We start from the raw sequence: 21009 nt of genomic DNA on the forward strand, positions 1-21009 counted from the left end.
CAATAACCCAACTATGCAGCAACTAACGTCGTCGGCAGAGCTAATCTCAACAGCCGAGATATCTGCCTTATTCAACGCAGCCGTTAATTTCACTAGCGCGTGAGTTCAAATAATCTGCGCGAGACATCTCGATCTGGGCTTGCAGATCGATCGTGTCCAAGTCTGCTGCCGAACTGCTGCTATCTGCCCCTACTGCACTGGCTTCAGCTGCCTCTTCGTCAATCTCGCTGGTAGTCGCTAACTCATCCGTTGCGGCATTTTCCTCAACGGCAACCGTATCCGTCTCCATGCCTCCCTCAGTGGTCATCTCATCTGCTTCTGGCTCGGTTTCCAGAAAATCGAGGCCATTGTTGAGGTCGAGTTCTAGCTTGAAATTGGAGTCACTATTCGCAGGGCTGGATCTCACAAAGGAAGTATCCTCCTCGACCGCACTGCGGTTAAGGATTGAGTTGCTGCTGCGAATACACTGGGCCTGGGTGATTTCTGCTGAACCCGAGATTGCCCCGACGACCATCAGTGCCGACCAGAAACCTAACCGAGTCATCATTCACCTCCTCCTAGAGACTAGTGATCATCTTGAGTTGCGATGCGTGCTGCTGTCAGGCGATCGCTGCCGCGAGCCGTTGTCAGTCGCCATGAGTAACTTAGCTGCTCCCTAATATTTCCATTGTGACGCCAAATACTAGGGGCTGTCATCAATTATCGATGCAATACTCTTCCTGTAAGGATTCCAGCCCCTAGTTTATTCGGCGAGTGCGGGCGTGGAACTGCTGGTCTTTCAAGCTTTCTGGAATGAATTAATGACACGCCCTAGGCAAAGCACCTATCAACACATTTGAAATTATTGACTTCTATTCATGACTTGCCAAGAAAAGGCTCAATGTTGAATGCTTGTCTGTGTCCTCAAATGACTGCTGGTCAAGTTGTTTGTGGTGGTGTCGTCGATTTTGATCCCGATGACGCGATCGTTAGGCATCGCTAAGAGTTCAATCATGTCTAGCTTCCACGCAATTAATCCGGTAATTCTGTTTTATCGACCGAACCCTTGGAATGTTCAGGAGGGATTAGCGTACTCAGCAATGGGGTTTGAATTAAGTGTGGGTAGCCGAGAAGGCTGTTCAAGATTAGGGAAGACGCCTGCCCGACGAATCTTGTATTTAATAAAACCCTGAGTCCTGAGCTAGAGTGCTGTGCCGGTTATCTACGGACAGGTTGAGACCGGATTACTGCACTGTTCGCCCACCGCGAGCCAACCCGTCGTATCGGGCGCTTGCACCTGGAGCCAATTGCCGGAGCAGCTCAGCAGCGTCACTTCAGAATATTTAGGGATTTCAGCCACGACTGCGGCGCTGCCATCCGGCTCTGCATAAAGGGTCGTCGGGGCTTCTGGGTTGTTGATATTCAAGCTGGTGGTGCTGACGCCCAAAAGAGGCGCATAGACCCATCCGGGCTGCTGCAATTCCTGCTGCTCCGGACTCCAGGCTTCGTTGATTAAGAACCAGTCTCCTGTGGCTCCGACAATTGAGACCTGGATCGGCTCCGCTGTGGATAGGGTGTCCTGCGCCGCGTAATCACTACTGGGACCACCGCGCACATTCAAGCCAGCCGGGTCGGTATCCACGATAAAGGCGCTGGCAGAACAGGACTGAGCGGGTGTGGTGGCAACCGGGGGGGTGTCAGCATCACTGGGGCCAGTCTCATCGTTGCTTTCTGGTGTTGTGTCGAGCGTCGTTGGGGAAGATGCTGAGGAGTCTGTGGTGGGCTCTTCTGCGGTGTCATCGGTTGAGCTGGTCGTCTCGGGCTCTGTAGATGACTGACACGCACTGGTGAGCAGCAGGCAACTGATCGCGATCGCACTACCACTCCGTCCGATTTTTCCCCATATCCCAGCCATGCTTTTTGTTCCTCTAAGGGTGACGGTTTTTAAGTGAAGCAGACTTTGCGGTCAATGAGGGGCAAAGATGACACTTTTTTAAGGCGGGTGGGTGTCAGCCCTAATTGCCCAATCGAGGGACTCGATTGACGTAAAACAGTGCTGTAAAGTGGTCATATGTATGACGAAGACGAACTCACAATCATTGATCCAGACGCTGAGTTTGACGATCCGCTTGATCAGATTGCGCCAGCTGGGGAAGCCACTGAAGAGCCTCAGGTCGATCCTGAGGAAATGTTGCAGTTGCTGAATTCGTCTCAGGCCCAGCAGCGGATGTTAGCGGCCCGGGCATTTTGTGAGCTCGAAGAGCCCCGGGCGGTGCCTCGTTTAATTGAATTGCTGAAAGATAGCTGTCCGTTGGTGCGGGTGAGTGCAGCCTATGCCCTGGGGCGCAACTCCGATGCAACCGCGATCGCTCCCCTTATCGAACAACTCTATGACTGGAATGGTTATGTCCGCAAAGGCGTGGTTTGGGCTTTGGGCAATAGTCATACCCCCGCCGCTTTGCAGCCTTTAATCGAAGCGCTAAAAAATGATATTCCGGCGGTGCGACTCTGGGCGGCGAGTGCCCTGGCGCAAATGATTAACGTGAATTATGAAACTGTGGTGGCTGCCTTGCCGCCGATTATTGAGGTGATGCGTCGCGATCCGATCGCCGCGGTACGGAGCAACTGTGCGTGGGCGATCGGGCAACTTTGTCGCGAATTACCGTCCAATGTGGTGTATGCGACTGCGATCGATGCATTGATTGAGACCTTTGCTGAAGAAGATGACCTCGGCGTTCGGGAAGATGCGCGCACCGCTATCTTAAATGTCGGTGATCCACGGGGGTTGCAAATTATTGAAGAACTGGAACAAGACGGCTGGTTTTAGCCGCTGCTAAGAGCTGGTGTAAACCCAATGATGTGACGTCGTGATGGTGACCCAAGCCCCCTGAGTTGTCAATAAAGTCTCGATGAACCTCTCAAGCGTGCTACTGATTGCAAATCGCGGGGCCGCGATGAACACTGTCAGCTGTTTTTTCAGCTTTAGGCTTATCCGTGAGGGACGCTTGGCAGCCAGGTGGGATTACAGCAGCCTTGGCTGTGAGAGACTTTTATCGACTGAGTGTGTTTGCTGTTGAGACGCTAAGCCAGTTGTGACAAGACTCCGGTGCCCTGTCATTGTCAGGGAATGCAAAATCAATATTGCGCGCTGACTGTTACTGCTTGGTGTTCCTTGGGCAATATAACCGCAAATTCCCGTAGGGATGCATCCCCTAGACCCGTTACCCGCTGTTCCCGGAGGCTGTCAGTCTGGTTGGGCCAAGCTCAAGGGCTTGATGTTGGTTGGTTTGCTGTTGTCTTCGCAGCCACAATCAGGATTGTGAAATTGCCGCGTCGAAATGGCGATGAATAGACTGACCTGCAAATGCTTTCGACAGATTTACATAGACATCATCAAATTTTGACCAGAACTTTACTGCAACTTTAGAGAGAACACGGAGTTCATCGCGGTTTTCTTAGCTGTGTCCCCTAAAATAGTGTGGAACTTTAAGCCGGACGGTTTAACTCCCTGGCTTATTGCTACCTGAAAATCGCTACTAGAGTTTTGTTAGGTTACATGTGAAGCTCATTTGCCCATAGCCCTAGTTTCTTCGAATTAGCTACCATGCCCCAGACTTATCGAGACGATGTGGCTACCCCCCCTGTGAAGCAGCAATCTGATTCTGATCTAGACATCGTTTTGGACAAAATTAACAGTGGCAAGCTTTGGGTCGTTAATAGTCGGCGACGCAACGGTATTGTTGTTTATAAAAAATTTCATGCTGAGTTTGCTGGGCCAGGAGCCGCCGTGGGAGGGGCACTGGACACAAACTGTCAGGGCATCGCTCCCCTGGGTAACTTGTCTTTGGTGGAGCCAAAGTCTTACGAAGAGCAGCAAAAAGCGATCCGCATCCGGTTGCAGTGGGTGCGGTTAACTCAAAACTTTACGGATAAACCTATTCCAGTAGAACGGGCACAGATGATTCTGGAGCAGTTTAAGACCTACTTCGACCAGGCCATCGTTGATAGCGTGCCGGATGAGGCGTTTTCGATGTTGGTGGGGGTGTTTCCTCGTACGGTGCGTCAAGCCCGTCGTCGATAGGGTGTCAGGACTCTAAAGCTTGGTGCAAATTTGCTAAGGTGCGTTCATTTTCGGCGGGAGTCCCGATCGTAATGCGTAAGCCACCCCCCGTTTGTCGGATTTGCGTCCCCCGAGCGTAGAGTTGCTGAAACAGGTCATCGAGACGCTGAGTCGTTGGGCGGCAATAGAGAAAGTTAGCAGCACTGGGCCAGGTCTGCAGGCCGGGTAGGCTTTGCAAAGCTTGCCATAAGCGATCGCGCTCAGTTTGCACTTCTGCTACGGTCGTCAGGATGTCGGGGGCGTAGCGTAGGGCAATCAGGGCGGCGGCTTGCGAAAAGCTAGGCAGATTGTAGGGCAGTCGTACTTTTTCGAGAATGGCGATGATCTCTGACGGAGCGATCGCATAGCCCACCCGATGAGCGGCTAACCGAAACGCTTTGGAAAACGTGCGGGTAATCAGCCAGTTCGGGCGGTTCAACGCCTCTGCCAAGGTACTGGCCTGACTGAATTCAAAATACGCTTCATCGACGACGACGAGAATGTCGGTGGGCAAATTGCGGAGCCAGTCTAATTCGGCGGGGGTTAAGCCATTGCCCGTGGGGGAGTTAGGGGAGACCATAAAGACCATCCGTACTGGGGTGGTGGCGGTGGCGATCGCTGTGTCAGCTGCCGCCAGATCCATCTCAAACGTTGCGGCATCGCGCCCCACCGACACCACATCCACCCCCAACGTTTGGGCCAATACCTTGTACATCGAAAAAGTCGGCTCAGCCACCAAAATTGACCCTGAACGCCCCACACAAGTGGCAATCAACAATGAGCGGATCAGTTCGTCAGACCCGTTGCCCACCGTGACTTGATTCGCCGTCACCCGCAGTTTGGTCTCAGCAATGGCCTGACTCGCGTAGTTGGCGATCGCCGCCCGCAATTCTTCATGCCCGCCGTCGGGATAACGATTTGCCTGAATGACCTGTTGATATTCCCAGGCCAGCTTTTCTTTGAGCGGCGTGGGCAAATCATAAGAAGACTCGTTGGTATCGAGATGATCAACCCTGGCCGGTTGGGTTTGGACGTCAGTGATTGCGTGAGCACTGTAGGCGGCAAAGGCTTGCAAATCAGGACGAATAAAGGCTGACATAAAACAAAGGTGACGGACAGCAGAGTTATATTATCGCTCACCCCTCACCCGACCAAGATGCTTTTGTCGGGGTGGCATTTGCTGAGGTTCAGTTCATGCTAGTGGCAGATAGGCTATGCCGGATGATCTGGAATCTAATTCCGTTTAGCAAAATAACAGCATCTGCTAGTGAATGGCTGAGAGGAGGGGGCTAACTGAGGATATTCCCACTGCTTAGGGAGATCTCCAGAAACCAAAATACTCGGCTGCGGTGTATGACGCTGCGCTCATGACCCCCTACGAGTGGGCCATGCTTTTCCAGCAATCTCCTAAGTTGTAAACCATGGGCAAAACCACCTTTGGAAGCCGCATCCCAAGGCGGCATTGCTGGGGCCGTTGAAATCAAATGTTATGCTAGGTAGACTTTGTTGAAACCGCCTAGTGTGGCGTCAAGGCGATCAACTGGGGCAGCAACGGGCTTAGCCCGAATGCATAAAGTCCGCTCATCTTGGCTGGTTGACGGCTATTGGCGAGGCTGACTCACCCTAAAATGCCGTCTTGACGAAGCACTCGTGACTCAATAAAGCGATCGCTGATCCGCTGACAGCGACATCAGTAGACTCATCTAATTCCAGCAGGGGGATGCCGCCCGACCGGACCAAACATTACAGTTAAGTTGACCGCGACTGGCTGGCATTGATGAATGTGGATTGTGCTTGTGAGACATCAATCAATTGGCTTTGAATTGCCCATCGGGGTGAGATCGGAATGGTCAGCAGTGACCGCTCCGATTATTGATCGTTCTGCCACCTGCTGCCGCTAGTCGGTCTCTAGCCCAGGCAGCACCCCCCTTATGGACAACTCATTTGCCATTACGATTCAAATTGTCCTAACTGTGTTGGCAGGCATCAGCGCACAGGTTATTGGTGAGTACCTCAAAGTTCCCAGCATTATTTTTTTGCTGCTGTTTGGGATTGGGTTAGGCACTGATGGTGCTGGCCTCATCCGACCGTCAGATTTAGGCATCGGTCTCGAAGTTTTGGTGTCTCTGAGTGTTGCCCTGATTCTCTTCGAAGGGGGCCTGAGTTTAGAACTCAAAGAACTCGACAAAGTTTCCACGAGTCTCCGGAATTTGGTCACTACGGGTGTGTTCGTGACGCTGCTGGGGGGTGGCATGGCGGCCCATTGGCTAGGCGAGTTTCCTTGGTCTCTGGCATTTTTGTACGCTTCGCTGGTGGTGGTCACAGGACCTACAGTGATCAACCCGCTGTTGCGACAAGTGCCCGTTGATCGCAAAGTCGCCACTCTGCTCGAAGGGGAAGGGGTGCTCATCGACCCCGTCGGGGCGATTTTAGCGGTGGTTGTGCTCGACATTATTTTGAACGGGGATGCCGATCCGCTATTGATCATCACAGGGTTGACCGTTCGCCTGGGCACAGGTGCGCTCATCGGTGGCCTGGGGGGCGTGTTATTGGGAATCTTCCTCAAGCAAACGCTGTTTTTGTCAGAAGAGCTCCGCAACCTCTTGGTGTTAGCCAGCGTCTGGGGCCTGTATGGCCTGGCGCAAGAAATTCAGGGGGAATCGGGCTTGATGGCCGCGGTGGTGGCCGGGATTATTCTGCGAGCCCTGTCGATTCCTGATGAGCGATTGCTGCGACGATTCAAAGGGCAATTGACCATTTTGGCCGTCTCGGTGCTGTTCATTTTGCTTGCGGCAGATTTGTCGATCGCCAGTATCTTTGCGCTGGGTCGGGGCGCTGTGTTGACTGTGGCCGTGTTAATGCTGGTGGTGCGTCCTCTCAATATCGCCATCTGCACGGCCCCGAGTGACCTCAACTGGCGGCAAAAAGCCTTTTTAGGCTGGATCGCGCCTCGCGGCATCGTCTCCGCTTCGGTGGCGTCTTTATTTGCCATCTTGTTGACGGAGCGGGGTATTAGCGGTGGAGATGCCATCAAGGCGCTAGTGTTTCTGACCATCATTATTACGGTGCTGGCGCAAGGCCTCACAGCAGGGCTTTTGGCCAGAGGGTTAGGGCTAACCGGACATCGTGATGGCAGCGGGGCTGTTATTGTCGGGTGCAATCCCCTCAGTTTGCTCATCGCTCGGTTATTCAAAGAAAGTGGCGAAACGGTGACGCTCATTGACACCAATCCCGAGGCTTGCGAACCGGCAGCGCAAGAAAACCTGCCGGTCTTTGTGAATAGTGCGCTGGATACTGAAGTGCTGGAGGAGGCGGGGATCGGTTCGGCAGCAACTTTGCTGACCATTACGAACAATGGCGATGTCAATGTATTAGTGGCTCAGCAAGCCCAGGAAGAGTTTCAGCTGCCGCGCATTGTGGCGGTGATGCCCAAGGAAGATTTGGAGAAAGACGGGGCGACGGCGAATGCGTCGGCGAAAAAGAGTAAAAGCAGTAGCGCTCAAAAAGCGGCATCAGGCAAAGCGATCGCCCCCAAAACCATCGCCCTGAAGCTGTGGAACAATCACTTGCGGACTGGTGCGGTGCGGTTAGGAGAGACCCAGCTGCGATCGGATGGGGCGTTGATGCAGCGCGCTCACCTGCGGGCGCTCATTCGCAGTGGCGAGTTGATTCCCCTGGTGGTGAAGCGGAACAACCGCATGTGGGTGGCCCTGACGGAAGAAGATAACTGGAAGGCGGGCGATCGCTTGATTTATCTGCTGCATGATCCGAAGCCGAAGCTGCTGCAGCGCCTCTCGGGGGGCAGCCGACCCAACACACTCAATGTTGAAATTCTGCCTGCGGTGGAAGACGTGCCGTTGCCGACTAAAGTGAGCGAAGCGCCACCGCCTGACCCCGCTGTGATGGGGGCTGAGGCCAAGTCGACGAATGGGGCGAAGGCGGCAATCGCTCGCGCTAACAAAAATGTTGACGGGGAAACCAATGCTGGGAATGGGGGGGCACCGCCGCCGCCCCCGGACACGTCATCAGCTGAAAAGACGCCAGACCCTAGCAGCTAACGATGCCAGACCACTGCACCTTTTTTTCACGGGTGCGGCGATAAGAGAAGAAGCGCTCAGGCTCCTGAAACGTGCAGTGAGGGGCGATCGCCACGTGTTCATCCGGAATGCCCAGGGCCGTAAGTTGCAACGCATTGATGCGTCTGACATCAAGCCGCACCCGTCCTTCCTGGGGATCTGGCAACACTGGCGGCTCTGGGAGATCTTGTAAATAAGCGATCAGGTCTTGGTCATCTAGCGAGGCGATCTCGGTATCCAGGCCCACCAGCGATCGCCCGACTTCAGCTGCGACATGGGTGGTCACTTGGTACACCGTGCCTGCGATCGCGGGACCCATCGCAATGCGTAAATGTGACAGCTCACTGCCCTGGGCCTGCATTTTGGCGATCGTCGTCGGCACAATGCTGAGCGCAGTGCCACGCCAACCCGCATGAACGGCCGCGACTTGTCCCGTTTGTGTATCGGCAATTAAGACGGGGGTGCAGTCGGCGGTGCAGACCCAAACCGCTTGGTGGGGTGCCAAACTCATGACCGCATCAGCAGCCGGCAACTCTTCACTCTCGTCGCTGACGGCGGGCAACTCTGGCGGCGTTAAAACATGATTGCCATGCACCTGTTTGGCGCGATAGGCCGGGCGATCGCTGCCTAACTGCTGACTCAAGGCATCGGGCAGGTGAGGCCAAGATTGCCGCGTAAAAAAGCCATGGGGCCAACGACTCAGCAGGGATGTGGTCAGGTAAGCATGTTCAGTGTCTTCAGACCAATGCCACGAATGATTCATAAACCCCTGGAAATCAAAACTTCACCAGTGTAACGGTAATCTTGCTGCTCACCTGACCAGTCGCGATCGCCGCCTGCCTCACTGTTGGGCTATCAATTGCCGCCATCGTGATAGCAAGGGGCCAGTCTTCTTCAAAGGCATCATCGCAGTTAACGGATGGCTGAGGCCTAACTTTAAAATAGTGATGGGGACACCGCCGAAACTAGGCTGCATCCCCATCAAACTTTTCTTATGAGCTAGAGTCTTTATTGCGCTTGACTCCATATTATTGACCCTATAATCACCGATGCTGGCCGTGTGTCGAAGGTTTTGTAATTTTGTCTTTATATTTCGCCTTTGCGAAGGTTTGCAAAGATCGGTGACTTACTGCAAAGGCTCTTAAGATTTCTTAAGTCAAGATTCAAGGTTCGGAATGCAAGGATACTCCAAGAATTTGAGAGAGCCACACCTCTGTTGATCGCACCAAATATTTGCCCGGTTTGCCCATAGGGGGCACCATCGGCTCGACCAGAATCGTAAACATGCCGAGGCGATTCCCCGCCAACACGTCGGTAAAGAGGCGATCGCCGACCATGGCAATGTGTTCGATGGGTAACTGCATGGCCTCGGCGGCGCGTCTGAGCTTGCGGCGTGAGGGTTTGCGCGCCCCAGTGATGTAAGGCGCGGATAAGCTTTCGGCAATCCGGCGAATGCGGGTTTCGTTTAAGTTGTTGCTGACGAGCCAAATGGGCACTTGTGCCTGCAGCGTCGCAAACCAGGCTTGAACTTCGTCGGTGGTCTCAGCTTCTCGAATGGGGACCAGAGTTTCGTCAACGTCGAGCACGAGCCCTTTGAGGCGATGCTGTTCAATTAGCTCCAGGCTAATGCCTAACACTGGCTGACCCAGCACCAGATTAGGCTGCAATTTATGACTGCACATCACACTCGGGCTCCCATCTTAAGGACTCAAGAATACATAAAATTGGTCAGTGAATGGCCGCGACGGCGATTCTAACTGATTAAATTCCAAAAACGAAATGTTGTTGACCATGTGTGTCCTCAGCATATCGACTCATGGCCTGACCGACACTAAGGATTGATGCCATCGATCGCATCCCGAATCTGGGCCTGAGCCGCCTCATGTTCGGCCAACGTGCGACTAAACACATGGGTCCCGTCGTAACGAGCCACAAAATACAAAAATTCCGTCGGGGGCGGATTCAGACTCGCTTCTAGGCTGGGTAGGCCCGGATTGGCGATCGGCGTCGGCGGCAACCCGACATTGATATAGGTGTTGTAAGGCGAAGGCGTGTTGACTTGGGCCAGGGTGAGCGGCTGCTCCGGCGTTTGCGTCACGCCCAAGCCATATTCTACGGTCGGATCAGCCCCCAGTGGAATTTCCTCGGCGAGACGTCGATTGAAGACTGCCGCAATTTCTGACCGCTCTTCAGGAATCACGGCTTCGCGTTCGACAATGCTGGCCAGGGTGACCCACTCCAGCAACGAAAAGTCGGAGTTGCCTTGTTGGTATACAGGCAGGGCGATCGCCTCAAACCGTTCCAACATCAAATCGCGCATCCCTTCGGGGGTGACGGATTCTGCCGGTAGCAAATAGGTATCGGGATAGAGAAACCCTTCTAAATGGGGGATGGCTTGGGGCAGCCAGGGAAAGCGATCGCGGGGCACCTGCTCGGTGGCGGTGAGAAAAGCTTGAGCCGAGAACGCACCGCGCTCTTCAAACGCTGCCGCCATCTGCTCGCGCGTCCAACCTTCGGGAATGGTAAACGCCGTCTGCAACACATCGCCGGAGCGAATTTGGCTGGCGATTTCTTGTAGCGATTGCGTGGGCGATAGGGCGTAAGTGCCCGCCTGGTAGGTGACATCTTGCTGCAAATCTTGCCAGCGGCTCCAAAAGTTCCACGCGACGTGAGAGCGAATCAGCCCCGCTGCCTCTAAATCACGACCAATTTGTTGACCAGAGGTGCCTGGCGAAATCTGAATCTGTACGGTATCAGTGGTACTGTCGGTTTCGGATTCGGTTGCCGGGGCGATCGGTGCAGTGGCCCAGCTCCACCAAGCCCAGCCCTGCCAACCCGCCAAGCCCAAGGCCACAGGCAGCAGTAAAAAGAAAAATAGAAGCTTGGGAAGACGAGAAGCCATTGCGTTTGCCGTTAGCGAATGAATGCGACGTGCCAACGTCGGCTATTTTAGCCCGTTATAGGGGCTAATCAAGGCAACTCTGTTGATGGGGGCGCTGTGAGACGATATATGAGGGGGAGATCGCTCCAAATCTCTCTGAGAACCGACACGATCGGCAGCTAAATAATTGCAGATCGTTCAAGAATTACCGACCTTTGTGGTCACCTTCGCAAAGCAATATAGCTAGACAACCAAAACCAGCCGATAGCTTAAACGTGTAAGAGAAAGTGAGTTCTGAAAACGGGCCTGACGGGATTCGAACCCGCAACTTCCGCCGTGACAGGGCGGTGCTCTAACCAATTGAACTACAGGCCCTTGGATTGGGCGATCTATATCTTGTCTTTGAATGGACACTTTGTCAAACGTTTTGGAAAAGATTTTTGGGGGGTTATGCCGACACGGTCAGATCCGAGATGGATGCGGCTTGCCAGTGGGGTTTGGCGAATTCTGCCAGCCAGTGTTTGACGTGATAAGTAGCGCGGCAGTCGTCTTCGTTGTACCGCAGAATCGCGTCCAAATGAGTGCGATCGCCCGTCGTCAGCCAGTCGTTATACCAGCAGATCGACTGGGCACCGTTGGCCTCGCTGTCGCGCCATTCAAAGCCCATCCAGCGGGCAATATGCTTCAGCGCATAACTTTCGACCGGCAGGGTTACGGCCTCCGTAACGCACCAGTGAATATCCACAAAGCGTCGCAGCAGCTTTTGTAAGTCTGCCGACCCCAAGCAGTTGTAATGCTGGGTCAGCTTGCGGGCCGTCTGCGCCTCATAGGGACAAAAGTGATAAATCGGGGCCTGGGGATATTGCAGCACTAGGGCCAAAAACTGTTCCCAGGCGTCTTGCTCATACTCCGGTGACTCGGCCAATAGGGCGTGGAACTGTTCAGTTTGCTGACGATGGTCAACCACTAACACGCCATGCAGATAAATGACGTCCACGTCGGGCGCTGCTTCGATGTCAAAGTACAGCTCCACCTCGCTGCTGGGCAGGTCGTGGGGCGACAGAATAAAGGTGTCGTCGTTGGGCGGCGTGCGGGCGATCGCCTGGTTATACAGCGTAGCCTGGGCCTGGTGAATCAGCTTTTCGGCTACGGCATCGCCAAATCCGGGCAAGTAGGCGAGCTGCTTGGGATGGGCCTGGGCCAGTTCGCTGAGAGTGGTGAGGTTTTGGGATTTGAGATGGGTGTAGCGGGCGGGCGTCACCCCTGGCAGCAAAGACAGGTGGGCGGTAGTGGTCGCGGCTTGATAGCACTGGCTAAACCAATGACACAGGTCACAGCGACTGTGGGCGATAAAGACTTCCGGGGCGGCGGGACTGCGCAAATCGCTTAAACAGTCATGCAGCACCGTGCCAAACTTGGGCCACTGCTGTTCCAGATCCACCGAGTGATATCGACCTTCACGCAGGGCCAACCAGCTTTCGTGGGGCCAGTTGCCCTGGGTGTGGGCCAGCACGTAGGCGTGATAGGTGGCCACAATTTGATAGTCGAGCTTGGGCTTTTTGCCCAGTTTGATGTCTACCGGGGCATATTGCCAGTCGCCCCACAGCGACCAGCCATGCTGCCTGACCAACAGATCAGGGCAGCTCACGAGGTAAATGTCGGGCTCGATCGCCCCAATCAGTACCCCACCGACGATATATTCCACGCCAGCGGCCATCAGCGCAGCCGTGGCTTGGGCTCCAGCACGCCAGTCTCCCGGAGCATATTGAGGCCGCTGAAAGCCTTCGTAGTCTTCTAACACTGCCTGCCGATGCTCGGCACTGTCTTGCTTGATTTTTTGTAAATAATCGCTGGGCGGATCGGCCTCGGCGCGATCGCGATGGGTGTCGAGATAGGCCCGGCGTGAGCAGCGCTGATATTGCAGCATCAAAAAGTCAGTGACCCAATAGGACTTGGGCTCGGCCAGCACGGGGGCAGGATGGGTAGTCAAGCGACGCGACTCAACGAGGGGCCTTAAGGTGCCACCCCCCGCCATCATGTGGTGTAAAAAGGGGCCGCTAGCTGACAAAGTGAAACTGATGAGGGTGGAATGATTTCAAGCGTTGCAGCCGGAGCTGAGGCAGGCGGAATGGGCGATTCGGTTGCCCACACACCACTGTCATCGTGACCTGACAAGGCCGATGAGCCGTAGTTTGGCGATCGCATCGCTTCCAAAGCACCATGACAACACTGAATTGACACAAAACTGAAAGATTGCCCGATTTCCGCATCCCGATTCATTTGAGATGTGGAATCCAATCTATTGACAGTTATACCGCATTATGGGTTGGCTGCGGGCGATCGTGCTGGTTTTATCCTCCCCGCTGCCCGGATGACGAACCTTGAGCGGGATGACGGCCCAGAGATCGCGAGACTAAGGAGTGACCGGCCAATCGCCGCTGCAATCGTTGGGGTTGGGCACTGCCCAACCCGTACTGGTCCTTGACTGCTCTGGGGACTGATGACCGCTCTCAGCTCTGAGCTACATCAGTCCGTGGGGGCTGGGTGTCGGCATGGCGCTGGGTGACGGGGGTGCGATCGCCGCATCGAGGTCGGCCAAATTCGCCTGGTAGAGTAAATAAGTCGATTCTTCTGAGCAGCATGGTGTTGAGCGCTTCCTCTGACCTGACCGCCCGTTTGCAGACCCTCCGTGCGGAGTTTCCGGCCCTGGCCAACAAGCGCTATTTCAACTTTGGGGGGCAGGGGCCGATGCCACACAGTGCGCTTACCGCGATGACTGACGCCCACTTGACGCTGCAAACCGAAGGCCCGTTTTCCAACGGCGTGAATCGGTGGATTCAGCAGTCGGCGATGGCAATGCGGCAAACGTTAGCCGAGTTGTTGACGGTGCCTGTTGAGGCCATGACCCTGACGGAAGATGTGACGGTGGGCTGCAACATTCCCCTCTGGGGGGTGGACTGGCGGGCGGGCGATCGCATTTTGCTGACGGATTGTGAACATCCCGGTGTGATTGCTGCCGTGCAGGAAATCAGCCGTCGCTTTCAGGTCGCGGTGGATGTGTGCCCGGTGTTGGCCACGGCGCAGGGAGGCGATCCGGTGGCGGTGATTGAGGCGGCGCTGCAGCCCCGCACTCGGATGCTCGTGGTCAGCCATATTTTGTGGAATACGGGGCAACTGTTGCCGCTGACGGAAATCGTGCAGCTCTGCCATGCCCACACCCCTGAACCCGTCTGGGTATTGGTGGATGCGGCCCAGTCGGTAGGGATGATGCCCCTTGATTTGACGGCCACCGAGGTGGATTTCTATGCCTTTACGGGGCACAAGTGGTGTTGCGGGCCAGCGGGTCTGGGCGGCCTCTACGTGCGGCCTGAAGTGAGGGATGCGATCGCCCCCACGTTCATCGGTTGGCGCAGCATCAACACCGACGCCCAGGCCAATCCGACAGGTTGGCAGCCTAACGGCCAGCGCTACGAAGTCGCGACTTCCGACTATCCGCTGATGGCGGGTCTGCAAGCGGCGCTGGATCGGCATCAGCAATGGGGCACCGCCGCCGAGCGTTGGCAACGTCTCTGCGACCTGAGTCACGCGCTTTGGGAACGGTTGCAAGCCCATCCCAAAATTCGGCCGGTTTCCGCTACGCCGCCGCCATCGGGCCTCATCTCGTTTGAAATTTTGGATGGCAGTGGACAGCCGAGTCCAATGCATCACACCCAACTGGTCAAAGATTTGGAAGCCGAAAATATACTACTGCGGACTTTGCTGCATCCCCACTGTGTGCGGGCCTGTGTCCACTATTTCACGCTGGAATCTGAGGTGCAGGCGTTGGGCGATCGCCTTTGCCAATGGGTTGATGCCCTCTGAGTGTCGATTCCGACATCACCGCTCATCACCAAATTCGCCCGATTGCCTGGCTGCAAACAGTCGGGATCTCACTGTCATAGCGTTGTGTAGATAGCTCCGTTCATCGCTTTGGCAGAAAAACGACAGACCCGGGAAGCAGGACTTGATCAAATTACAAGCCTTGTTGGGCAGGCATCTTGCTTGCTTAAGGACAGCCGAGACGGCTGTCCACACTGAGATTCAGTACCCATGCTTTAAACTTTTGGGCTCTCGGCACCTGACTGCGGATTGCGATAACGGCTAGAGATGCCCATTTTTTAGTCTGGCGACAGGACGCCGTTTAAGGCTTGCGGAGCTGAAGGCGGTACACCTTCCAACACCACCAGCGATTCCATCACCGTTTTCACCAGCGGGGCGGCTACGGTAGAGCCATAGGCATCATCCCCAGCGGGTTCATCAATGACTGCTAAGACGACAAAACGGGGCTGTTCAACGGGCAACAGACTCACAAAACTGGTGACCCGACCGGACCCATACCCCCCAAATTCATTCACCTTTTGAGCCGTCCCGGTTTTGCCAGCGATGCGATAGCCGGGAATCTGGGCGGGCTTGCCAGTGCCGTCAGCCACGACAGCTTCCATCATTTTCAAGACGGCGTCCGTCGTCTCGCTAGAAAAGACTGGTTTGGGGGTTTTGGGGGTGGGCTGCCAGGTGAGATTGCCTTGGTCGTCAGTCATACCCTCCACCACTGTGGGCGTCACCAAATAGCCGCCATTGGCCAGGGCTGCTTGCAGTTGCAGCAGTTTAATCGGCGTAATCACAATTCCTTGCCCAAACGCTGCCGTGGCGGCATCAACATAGCTGTTGACGAACTGATCGCGATCTTTGAGCGGCCCAGCATTTTCGGCTGAGAGGCCAATGCCCGTGGGCTGATCGAGCTCCAGTTTTTCCAACCAGCGATAAAAGTCTGCGGCGGGCATCTGCTCCATGATGTGCACCATGCCCAAGTTGCTGGAATATTTCAGCACTTCGGTGATGCTCAGGGTGCCGCTACGACCTGACGCTTCATAGTCAGAGTTTTGAATGGTCCATTCGCCAATTTGAATTTGGCCTTCGTCATAGACCGTATCGTCGGGGGCGATCGCGCCGGCTTCAAGGGCGATCGCAATGTTGATCGGTTTAAAGGTCGAGCCCGGTTCATACAAATCGGTGATCGCCCAATTTTTGAGCCAGGCTAAATCTGCATCAAAGTAGCGATTGGGGTCAAAGGTGGGCTCGACCGCTAAGGCCCGTAACGCCCCAGTGTGAACGTCCATGACCATGACGGTGCCGCGTTTGGCCGCAAACTGCCGCAGGGTTTTGCGTAAACCTTCTTGGGCAACCCGTTGCAGCCGACTGTCGAGGGTCAGCCGCATTTGTTGCGGAGCCGACTCTGTGGGCAAGTTGGAGACTGGTAAGGCCGGTCCGATCACGCTGGGCAGTTTGGGCTCGGGCAGCTTGATGCGATCGCGATACTCGGCTTCCAGACCCGTTTGAGCTTCGCCTTCGACATTAATGAAGCCGACCACCTGTGAAAACAGGTCTTGTTGCGGGTAAAAGCGCTGTTGGACGGGGATCAGCTCTAAGCCATCTAAGCGCAGCTGTTGAATGCGGCGAGCGGTGTCTTCGGACAAATCATCGATCAGGCGAACGCCCGTTTGCTGGCTCTTAAGCTCGTCTACTAGAGCCGCCGCTGGCAAGTCGAGTACGGGGGCCAGGGTTTGGGCCACTACGCCAATCGGTTGCCGAAACAGGGCCGGATGGCCGTACAGGGTATACACCACGCGATCGACCGCCAGGGGAGTGCCCTGGGTATCAACAATCGGGCGGCGCGTCTCGTTCAAATTGAGCCGCCGCGCTTGTTGGGTGTGGGCCATTTCGCTAAGAATGGCACCCTGAGCCAGTTGTAAATAACCGAGGCGAACCGATAGGCCCAGCACCGCTAACAGCAACAGGCACCACACTAGAGCCACCCGGCGCATCAATTGCTGACGCTTGTAGCGCGATCGCGTCACTGGGGGAGGCGGGGTCGATGGTCGCCGTTGGCCGACTCGCGATGGCGGGCGGCGATGACGTCTAGCGGTATGGGCAGATCCCATGGGCAAACCTCAAGCGCAGGGACAGTTAGTAGCCCTTGGGGAAAAAACGCCGATCAGGGGCGATCGCGGCTTTCGCAGGAGTGGCTGGGGGCGACGCCACCGCCGCTGGTGATGGCTCTGTGATTTCCAGAAAAATGACATCTTTGGGATGCAGAGTCCCGTTATCCATGGCCGCGAGTGCCGTCTGGGCCAGATGGTTCTTAAACACAGCATTCGCAGTAACAAGCTGTTGCTGCTGGTCTTGTAACTGTCCCAGAGAGGTGGTCGCGACGGCGAGGCGACGATTGGTATCGACCGTAACGGCATAGGCCGACAGGGCGGCCGCGATCGTCATCCCAGCCACCACCACCGAAACGCGCTGTCCCGCCGACAGGAGCTTGAGCCACAGGGGCCGATGGGCACGGTCAGCAGGGGGAAAAGCTAAGGGCGATGCCGGGGTCGTGGGCACGACGGTGAGCCGTCGCTCTCGCGGTTGAGCCGTCGCGGCAGGGGCAGACCGGGGTCGCAATTCTAACGGTTCAGATTTTAAGGCCGCAGACATAGATTCACTCTCACATCGAACATGCACACTACCGTTAGGGGAAGCAGCTTGTCCGTTCACCCTAGATTCAGCGACATAGTAGCGCTCTCAACCGCAGTCAGCAAGTTATTTTGCCACTATTTGGCCAAGATTCTGCCACTGGCTTCCATAAAATAGCTCAAGGGTGAAAAATTGCGACGCTTTTGCGAAATATTTTGCTGCGATCGCGCCCATGCCCGCATTCCATTTGCTCATGGTGTCCGCATCGCCATACACCAAGCCGCTCGGCGGGGTTAACGCTCAACCTCGCCGAGCGGCTTGACGATCAATCAAGGTGAATGGGCGATCCAGGGGCGGCCATTAGCGGGGGGTGGGGACGTTGAGCACGATAGGCACGTCAGGTTCCACAATGACGACCCGCTGAGCGGTGACATTGCCGACTGCCACGCCTGCGGCGGCACCGCCGAGAATTTCCCACCAGTTCACGCCGTCGCCGATCACGGCTCCCAGTACGGCACCGCCCGCTGCCCCAATGGCCGCATCAGTGGCGATCGCGCCGCCCGATGTTTCTCGCGGATCTTTGACATCGGGCAGCAAATCCGACAGCGCGGCAAAGGGCTCCACCAGGCCCCCGGCAGCAATGCCTGTCGCGGTGTACTGCAAGCCCCCCGATACCGGATCAAGCCGTCCTTGAATCACCGTGCCAGCAGGAAATTGACGCCCGTTAATGGTGGTGGCCGACTCGACGACCAGGGGCAATTCATACGCCGTATCCGGATTGAAATAGAGGGTTTCCTCCGTTTGCGCCACCACCCGCAATTGATTCGTGGTTTGCACGGTGGAGGTTTGCGCCCGTGCGGTGAGCGGCAGCGCCAAGGGGAGTAATGGGGTCACCAACAGCGGTAGTACAGTCATTGCCCGAGTCAACATCACAGCCTCCTGATCGTTGGATCATGGTTATGGGGTTAGCAGTTTAGCGCGGAATTTTTCCGGCGGATCCCAAGACTTCACAAGGCGGTAGACGTCATTGGTCGCAAAAAGTTCGGTCTCCTCAAGGTTGGTTTAATGCGGGGAGACCCTCAAGGCGCAATGAGGCGATCGCTGACCGCCTCATTAGGAGTCAGGATTCACCGCTGCGTAGAGGGCGGAGTAATCGGCGTCGGCTAGGCCTTGGGCGATCGCCTGTTGCACCACAGTCGCTACGGTGTCGGCTAGAGCGGGCTCCAGACCCGCAGCCTCGGCAGCCTGGGCAAACAACCGCATATCTTTGAGCAAATGCTTGGTGGGAAAGTTGGGATTGCTAAAGTTGCGATCGCACATGCGGCTGAGTTTTTTGTCGAAGGTGGGCGCATACAGCGCACTATTCCGGACGATTTCCATAAACGTCTCGACGGGAATCTGCTCGCGCTGCACGAGGGCCAAACTGAGGGCAAAGGCGGTGGTGAGCGAGCCAATGAGCTGATTCATCGCCAGCTTCACCGCCGCGCCCGTCCCCACCGGGCCAATGTGGAGCACCTGTTCGCCTAAGGTCTGGAACACGGGCTGCCACTGGGTAAATTCGTCTGGGGTGCTGCCCACCATCAAAATCAAACTGCCGTCACGGGCTTGGGGCAGGCTGCCCAGCACGGGGGCTTCGAGGTAATGCCCCTGAGCGGCTTGCAATTGTGCTTGCAAATCCCGGCTCTGGTCCGGCGCAATGGTGCCCATTTGGATGATCGTGTGATTGCTCAGGGCGGCTTGGGTCTCGGGGGTGAAAAGGGTGGCCGCGATCGCGGCCGCATCCGCCAACATCAAAATGGTGCAGTCACCAGCCGCTAACACCGCTGCTGGCGTCGAAGCTGTTGGAATTCCCTGCGCGGCGAGGGGTTGCAACTTGTCTGCTGAGCGGTTGTAGGCCACGACGGTGTGGCCGCCCTGTTGTAACGTCAGCGCCATGGGGGCCCCCATCAGGCCAGTGCCGATCATGCCTATTTTCATGCCGTAGCCTCCTGTTTATGTTTCGGGCAGTCCAACTTCGTGCTGCTGTCGAGGCAGCGAGTGGTTGTGGTGCCTCTCTAAGCCGACTTGGATGCTGGCCAAGCCGCGCTGTCTAGCCAGCGGGATAGAAATCCCTCTAACCAGCGATCGACGTGGGAGCCGTGGTGGTGGTGGGCGGCAAAGTGGCGATCGCGGGGTTGGGCACCCGGCAAGTCGAGTTGATCGGCTCCGCGGGTCGTCCACTCATCAATCAGGGGAGTCGTGATTTCGGGATGAAACTGCAGCCCAAAGGCCGCATCACCGTAGCGAAAGGCCTGGTGGGGAAAGGTCTGCCCCGTGGCTAAATGCACGGCACCGCTAGGCAAATCAAACCCTTCGCTATGCCATTGATACACCGCCATGGGCTGCGTAAAGTAAGGGCGGCCCGTCGTCACCGGACTTAGGTCACAGTAGCCAATTTCGCGCTGGTCGGCCGGATGGGGGGCTACTTGAGCCCCGAGGACGCGGGCTAACATCTGAGCGCCCAAGCAGATGCCCAAATAGGGCTTGCCGGAGGCGAGGGCCAGGGCAATCCAGTCCAACTCGGTGCGGATAAAGGGCAACGTGTTGTCATCGTTGGCACTCATCGGCCCGCCAAAGACGATCGCGCCGCGATGATGAGCCAGGGTGTGAGGGAGGCGATCGCCCAGGGCCGGACAGCGAATATCGAGGTGATAGCCCTGCGATCGCAGCTTATCGCCGACGAGGCCAGGACTCGATGTCGCCTGATGCACAATCACTAAAATCTGCCGGGGGGAGGTCATGGGCTGTTAAGGAGATTCGCCATGCTCTCCACTCTAACAAGCTTATTCTTCAGCAGAATCAAAACGAAAAGAACCGTGCATCTGCACAATGAGATCGCGGGTGGCGGGGGCATCGTCGTTGTAGGACGACACAATTTTGGCGGTGCGGCCCTCGGCGTCGCCAACGAAGGTAATGACCTGTCGCGAAAATTCGCCGGGCACCTGCTCCAGCCACAGCCGAAACGCATCGTTGCCACTCACGCTGGTGATGCCGTAGCGATCGATCACGTACTCTTCGGCCAGGGCAGCTTCAATCAGGGTGTCGAGTTGCTGCGGCACATACGTTTCCGGCGGTTCTGACACGAGGCTAATTTCCGTGGCAATGTCGGTGGCTTGCGGCGACTGCACCGTCGCGTCATAGCTGGTAATCATGGCCCGGGCTTCCTCTGCGAGGGCTTCGGTCAGCCAGCCCGTGGGCACGTCAATGACAAACAGATCGGAAACCGGCCAAGGTTCTAACGACACTGCTCCGGTCGTCAAGGCGGCGGCAGCGAGGGGCGTTGAAGGGGCGATCACGATTCTCTCTGGAGTTGCATGGGCGATCGCTGCTGTGCTCCCGCCGATCAAACCGCTGATCACCCATATCCCGTAGCGCTGTAAGTGGCGGCTAAGCATCTGCTGACCTCGACAATTCGTTTCCTTACCCTACAGCGTTTG

General features: G+C 56.0%; 18 protein-coding genes and 1 tRNA gene. 4 read left to right on the forward strand and 15 right to left on the reverse strand.

The genetic code is table 11. The features are described 5' to 3' along the window. Positions 1 to 67: 67 nt before the first annotated feature. Together DYY88_RS17235 and DYY88_RS17240 are read right to left on the reverse strand one after the other, a co-directional pair. Complete coding sequence (locus DYY88_RS17235) at positions 68 to 544, reverse strand: hypothetical protein (protein WP_130199493.1); 477 nt, start codon at positions 542 to 544, stop codon at positions 68 to 70. Between the two features lie 657 nt (positions 545 to 1201). Beyond that, the gene (locus DYY88_RS17240) at positions 1202 to 1894 is read right to left on the reverse strand and encodes an SH3 domain-containing protein (RefSeq protein ID WP_039726541.1); all 693 of its coding nucleotides are present in this window, start codon (positions 1892 to 1894) and stop codon (positions 1202 to 1204) included. A 156-nt stretch (positions 1895 to 2050) separates the two neighbouring features. Between DYY88_RS17240 and DYY88_RS17245 the strand changes: the two genes are divergently transcribed. Both DYY88_RS17245 and DYY88_RS17250 read left to right on the forward strand, forming a co-directional pair. Then, the gene (locus DYY88_RS17245) at positions 2051 to 2806 is read left to right on the forward strand and encodes a HEAT repeat domain-containing protein (protein ID WP_039726542.1); all 756 of its coding nucleotides are present in this window, start codon (positions 2051 to 2053) and stop codon (positions 2804 to 2806) included. Positions 2807 to 3583: 777 nt separating this feature from the next. Then, complete coding sequence (locus DYY88_RS17250) at positions 3584 to 4060, forward strand: hypothetical protein (protein ID WP_044151173.1); 477 nt, start codon at positions 3584 to 3586, stop codon at positions 4058 to 4060. 4 nt (positions 4061 to 4064) lie between these two features. On the opposite strand, the gene DYY88_RS17255 is transcribed toward DYY88_RS17250, so the two are convergent. Then, positions 4065 to 5177, reverse strand: coding sequence for a histidinol-phosphate transaminase (locus tag DYY88_RS17255; RefSeq protein ID WP_039726543.1), 1113 nt, complete (start codon positions 5175 to 5177; stop codon positions 4065 to 4067). A gap of 832 nt (positions 5178 to 6009) precedes the next feature. Between DYY88_RS17255 and DYY88_RS17260 the strand changes: the two genes are divergently transcribed. Further along, positions 6010 to 8136 carry a cation:proton antiporter gene (locus tag DYY88_RS17260; protein ID WP_063776175.1) on the forward strand — a complete coding sequence of 709 codons (2127 nt, stop codon included), beginning with the start codon at positions 6010 to 6012 and terminating at the stop codon, positions 8134 to 8136. On the opposite strand, the gene pgeF is transcribed toward DYY88_RS17260, so the two are convergent. From pgeF to DYY88_RS17285, 5 genes are all read right to left on the reverse strand, one after another. Further along, positions 8126 to 8917, reverse strand: a complete 792-nt coding sequence (pgeF, locus tag DYY88_RS17265) for a peptidoglycan editing factor PgeF (protein WP_039726546.1) — start codon at positions 8915 to 8917, stop codon at positions 8126 to 8128. The two genes, DYY88_RS17260 and pgeF, sit on opposite strands and share 11 nt — an antisense overlap. A 400-nt stretch (positions 8918 to 9317) precedes the next feature. After that, positions 9318 to 9836: a YqeG family HAD IIIA-type phosphatase gene (locus DYY88_RS17270; protein ID WP_039726548.1), complete on the reverse strand. Its 519-nt coding sequence runs from the start codon at positions 9834 to 9836 to the stop codon at positions 9318 to 9320. Between the two features lie 149 nt (positions 9837 to 9985). Next, entirely contained in the window at positions 9986 to 11056 is a 1071-nt protein-coding gene (mltG, locus tag DYY88_RS17275) for an endolytic transglycosylase MltG (RefSeq protein ID WP_039726549.1), read from the reverse strand. 280 nt (positions 11057 to 11336) lie between these two features. Further along, positions 11337 to 11410 (reverse strand) — tRNA-Asp (locus tag DYY88_RS17280). 73 nt (positions 11411 to 11483) lie between these two features. Further along, positions 11484 to 13025, reverse strand: a complete 1542-nt coding sequence (locus DYY88_RS17285) for a TM0106 family RecB-like putative nuclease (protein ID WP_242517636.1) — start codon at positions 13023 to 13025, stop codon at positions 11484 to 11486. Between the two features lie 650 nt (positions 13026 to 13675). Between DYY88_RS17285 and DYY88_RS17290 the strand changes: the two genes are divergently transcribed. Beyond that, on the forward strand, positions 13676 to 14896 hold the full coding sequence (locus DYY88_RS17290; RefSeq protein WP_039726550.1) for an aminotransferase class V-fold PLP-dependent enzyme: 1221 nt from the start codon (positions 13676 to 13678) through the stop codon (positions 14894 to 14896). A gap of 296 nt (positions 14897 to 15192) precedes the next feature. Here the strand turns inward: DYY88_RS17290 and DYY88_RS17295 are convergent, their stop codons facing one another. From DYY88_RS17295 to DYY88_RS17320, 7 genes are all read right to left on the reverse strand, one after another. Continuing rightward, positions 15193 to 17013, reverse strand: coding sequence for a peptidoglycan D,D-transpeptidase FtsI family protein (locus DYY88_RS17295; RefSeq protein WP_084607041.1), 1821 nt, complete (start codon positions 17011 to 17013; stop codon positions 15193 to 15195). Between the two features lie 25 nt (positions 17014 to 17038). Then, positions 17039 to 17554, reverse strand: coding sequence for a hypothetical protein (locus tag DYY88_RS17300; protein WP_039726553.1), 516 nt, complete (start codon positions 17552 to 17554; stop codon positions 17039 to 17041). Between the two features lie 105 nt (positions 17555 to 17659). Further along, positions 17660 to 17788, reverse strand: coding sequence for a hypothetical protein (locus DYY88_RS24930; RefSeq protein ID WP_302849254.1), 129 nt, complete (start codon positions 17786 to 17788; stop codon positions 17660 to 17662). A 105-nt stretch (positions 17789 to 17893) separates the two neighbouring features. Further along, positions 17894 to 18463, reverse strand: a complete 570-nt coding sequence (locus tag DYY88_RS24520) for a hypothetical protein (RefSeq protein WP_039726554.1) — start codon at positions 18461 to 18463, stop codon at positions 17894 to 17896. 183 nt (positions 18464 to 18646) lie between these two features. Further along, positions 18647 to 19510: an NAD(P)-dependent oxidoreductase gene (locus DYY88_RS17310; RefSeq protein ID WP_039726555.1), complete on the reverse strand. Its 864-nt coding sequence runs from the start codon at positions 19508 to 19510 to the stop codon at positions 18647 to 18649. 77 nt (positions 19511 to 19587) lie between these two features. Beyond that, the gene (locus tag DYY88_RS17315; protein WP_039726556.1) at positions 19588 to 20313 is read right to left on the reverse strand and encodes a glutamine amidotransferase-related protein; all 726 of its coding nucleotides are present in this window, start codon (positions 20311 to 20313) and stop codon (positions 19588 to 19590) included. Between the two features lie 42 nt (positions 20314 to 20355). Next, positions 20356 to 20967, reverse strand: a complete 612-nt coding sequence (locus DYY88_RS17320) for a hypothetical protein (protein ID WP_039726557.1) — start codon at positions 20965 to 20967, stop codon at positions 20356 to 20358. Positions 20968 to 21009 lie beyond the last annotated feature (42 nt).

The sequence above is a fragment of the Leptolyngbya iicbica LK genome (assembly GCF_004212215.1).
GTDB lineage: Bacteria > Cyanobacteriota > Cyanobacteriia > Phormidesmidales > Phormidesmidaceae > Halomicronema > Halomicronema iicbica.

Coding starts and splice junctions, on each gene's coding strand:
- DYY88_RS17320 (WP_039726557.1), bottom strand. CDS start 20,967: ATGCTTAGCCGCCACTTACAGCGCTACGGGATATGGGTGATCAGCGGT.
- DYY88_RS17290 (WP_039726550.1), top strand. CDS start 13,676: ATGGTGTTGAGCGCTTCCTCTGACCTGACCGCCCGTTTGCAGACCCTC.
- mltG (WP_039726549.1), bottom strand. CDS start 11,056: ATGGCTTCTCGTCTTCCCAAGCTTCTATTTTTCTTTTTACTGCTGCCT.
- DYY88_RS17235 (WP_130199493.1), bottom strand. CDS start 544: ATGACTCGGTTAGGTTTCTGGTCGGCACTGATGGTCGTCGGGGCAATC.
- DYY88_RS17270 (WP_039726548.1), bottom strand. CDS start 9,836: ATGTGCAGTCATAAATTGCAGCCTAATCTGGTGCTGGGTCAGCCAGTG.
- DYY88_RS17260 (WP_063776175.1), top strand. CDS start 6,010: ATGGACAACTCATTTGCCATTACGATTCAAATTGTCCTAACTGTGTTG.
- DYY88_RS17300 (WP_039726553.1), bottom strand. CDS start 17,554: ATGTCTGCGGCCTTAAAATCTGAACCGTTAGAATTGCGACCCCGGTCT.
- DYY88_RS17250 (WP_044151173.1), top strand. CDS start 3,584: ATGCCCCAGACTTATCGAGACGATGTGGCTACCCCCCCTGTGAAGCAG.
- DYY88_RS17315 (WP_039726556.1), bottom strand. CDS start 20,313: ATGACCTCCCCCCGGCAGATTTTAGTGATTGTGCATCAGGCGACATCG.
- DYY88_RS17245 (WP_039726542.1), top strand. CDS start 2,051: ATGTATGACGAAGACGAACTCACAATCATTGATCCAGACGCTGAGTTT.
- DYY88_RS17310 (WP_039726555.1), bottom strand. CDS start 19,510: ATGAAAATAGGCATGATCGGCACTGGCCTGATGGGGGCCCCCATGGCG.
- DYY88_RS24930 (WP_302849254.1), bottom strand. CDS start 17,788: ATGAGCAAATGGAATGCGGGCATGGGCGCGATCGCAGCAAAATATTTC.
- DYY88_RS17240 (WP_039726541.1), bottom strand. CDS start 1,894: ATGGCTGGGATATGGGGAAAAATCGGACGGAGTGGTAGTGCGATCGCG.
- pgeF (WP_039726546.1), bottom strand. CDS start 8,917: ATGAATCATTCGTGGCATTGGTCTGAAGACACTGAACATGCTTACCTG.
- DYY88_RS17295 (WP_084607041.1), bottom strand. CDS start 17,013: ATGGGATCTGCCCATACCGCTAGACGTCATCGCCGCCCGCCATCGCGA.
- DYY88_RS24520 (WP_039726554.1), bottom strand. CDS start 18,463: ATGTTGACTCGGGCAATGACTGTACTACCGCTGTTGGTGACCCCATTA.
- DYY88_RS17255 (WP_039726543.1), bottom strand. CDS start 5,177: ATGTCAGCCTTTATTCGTCCTGATTTGCAAGCCTTTGCCGCCTACAGT.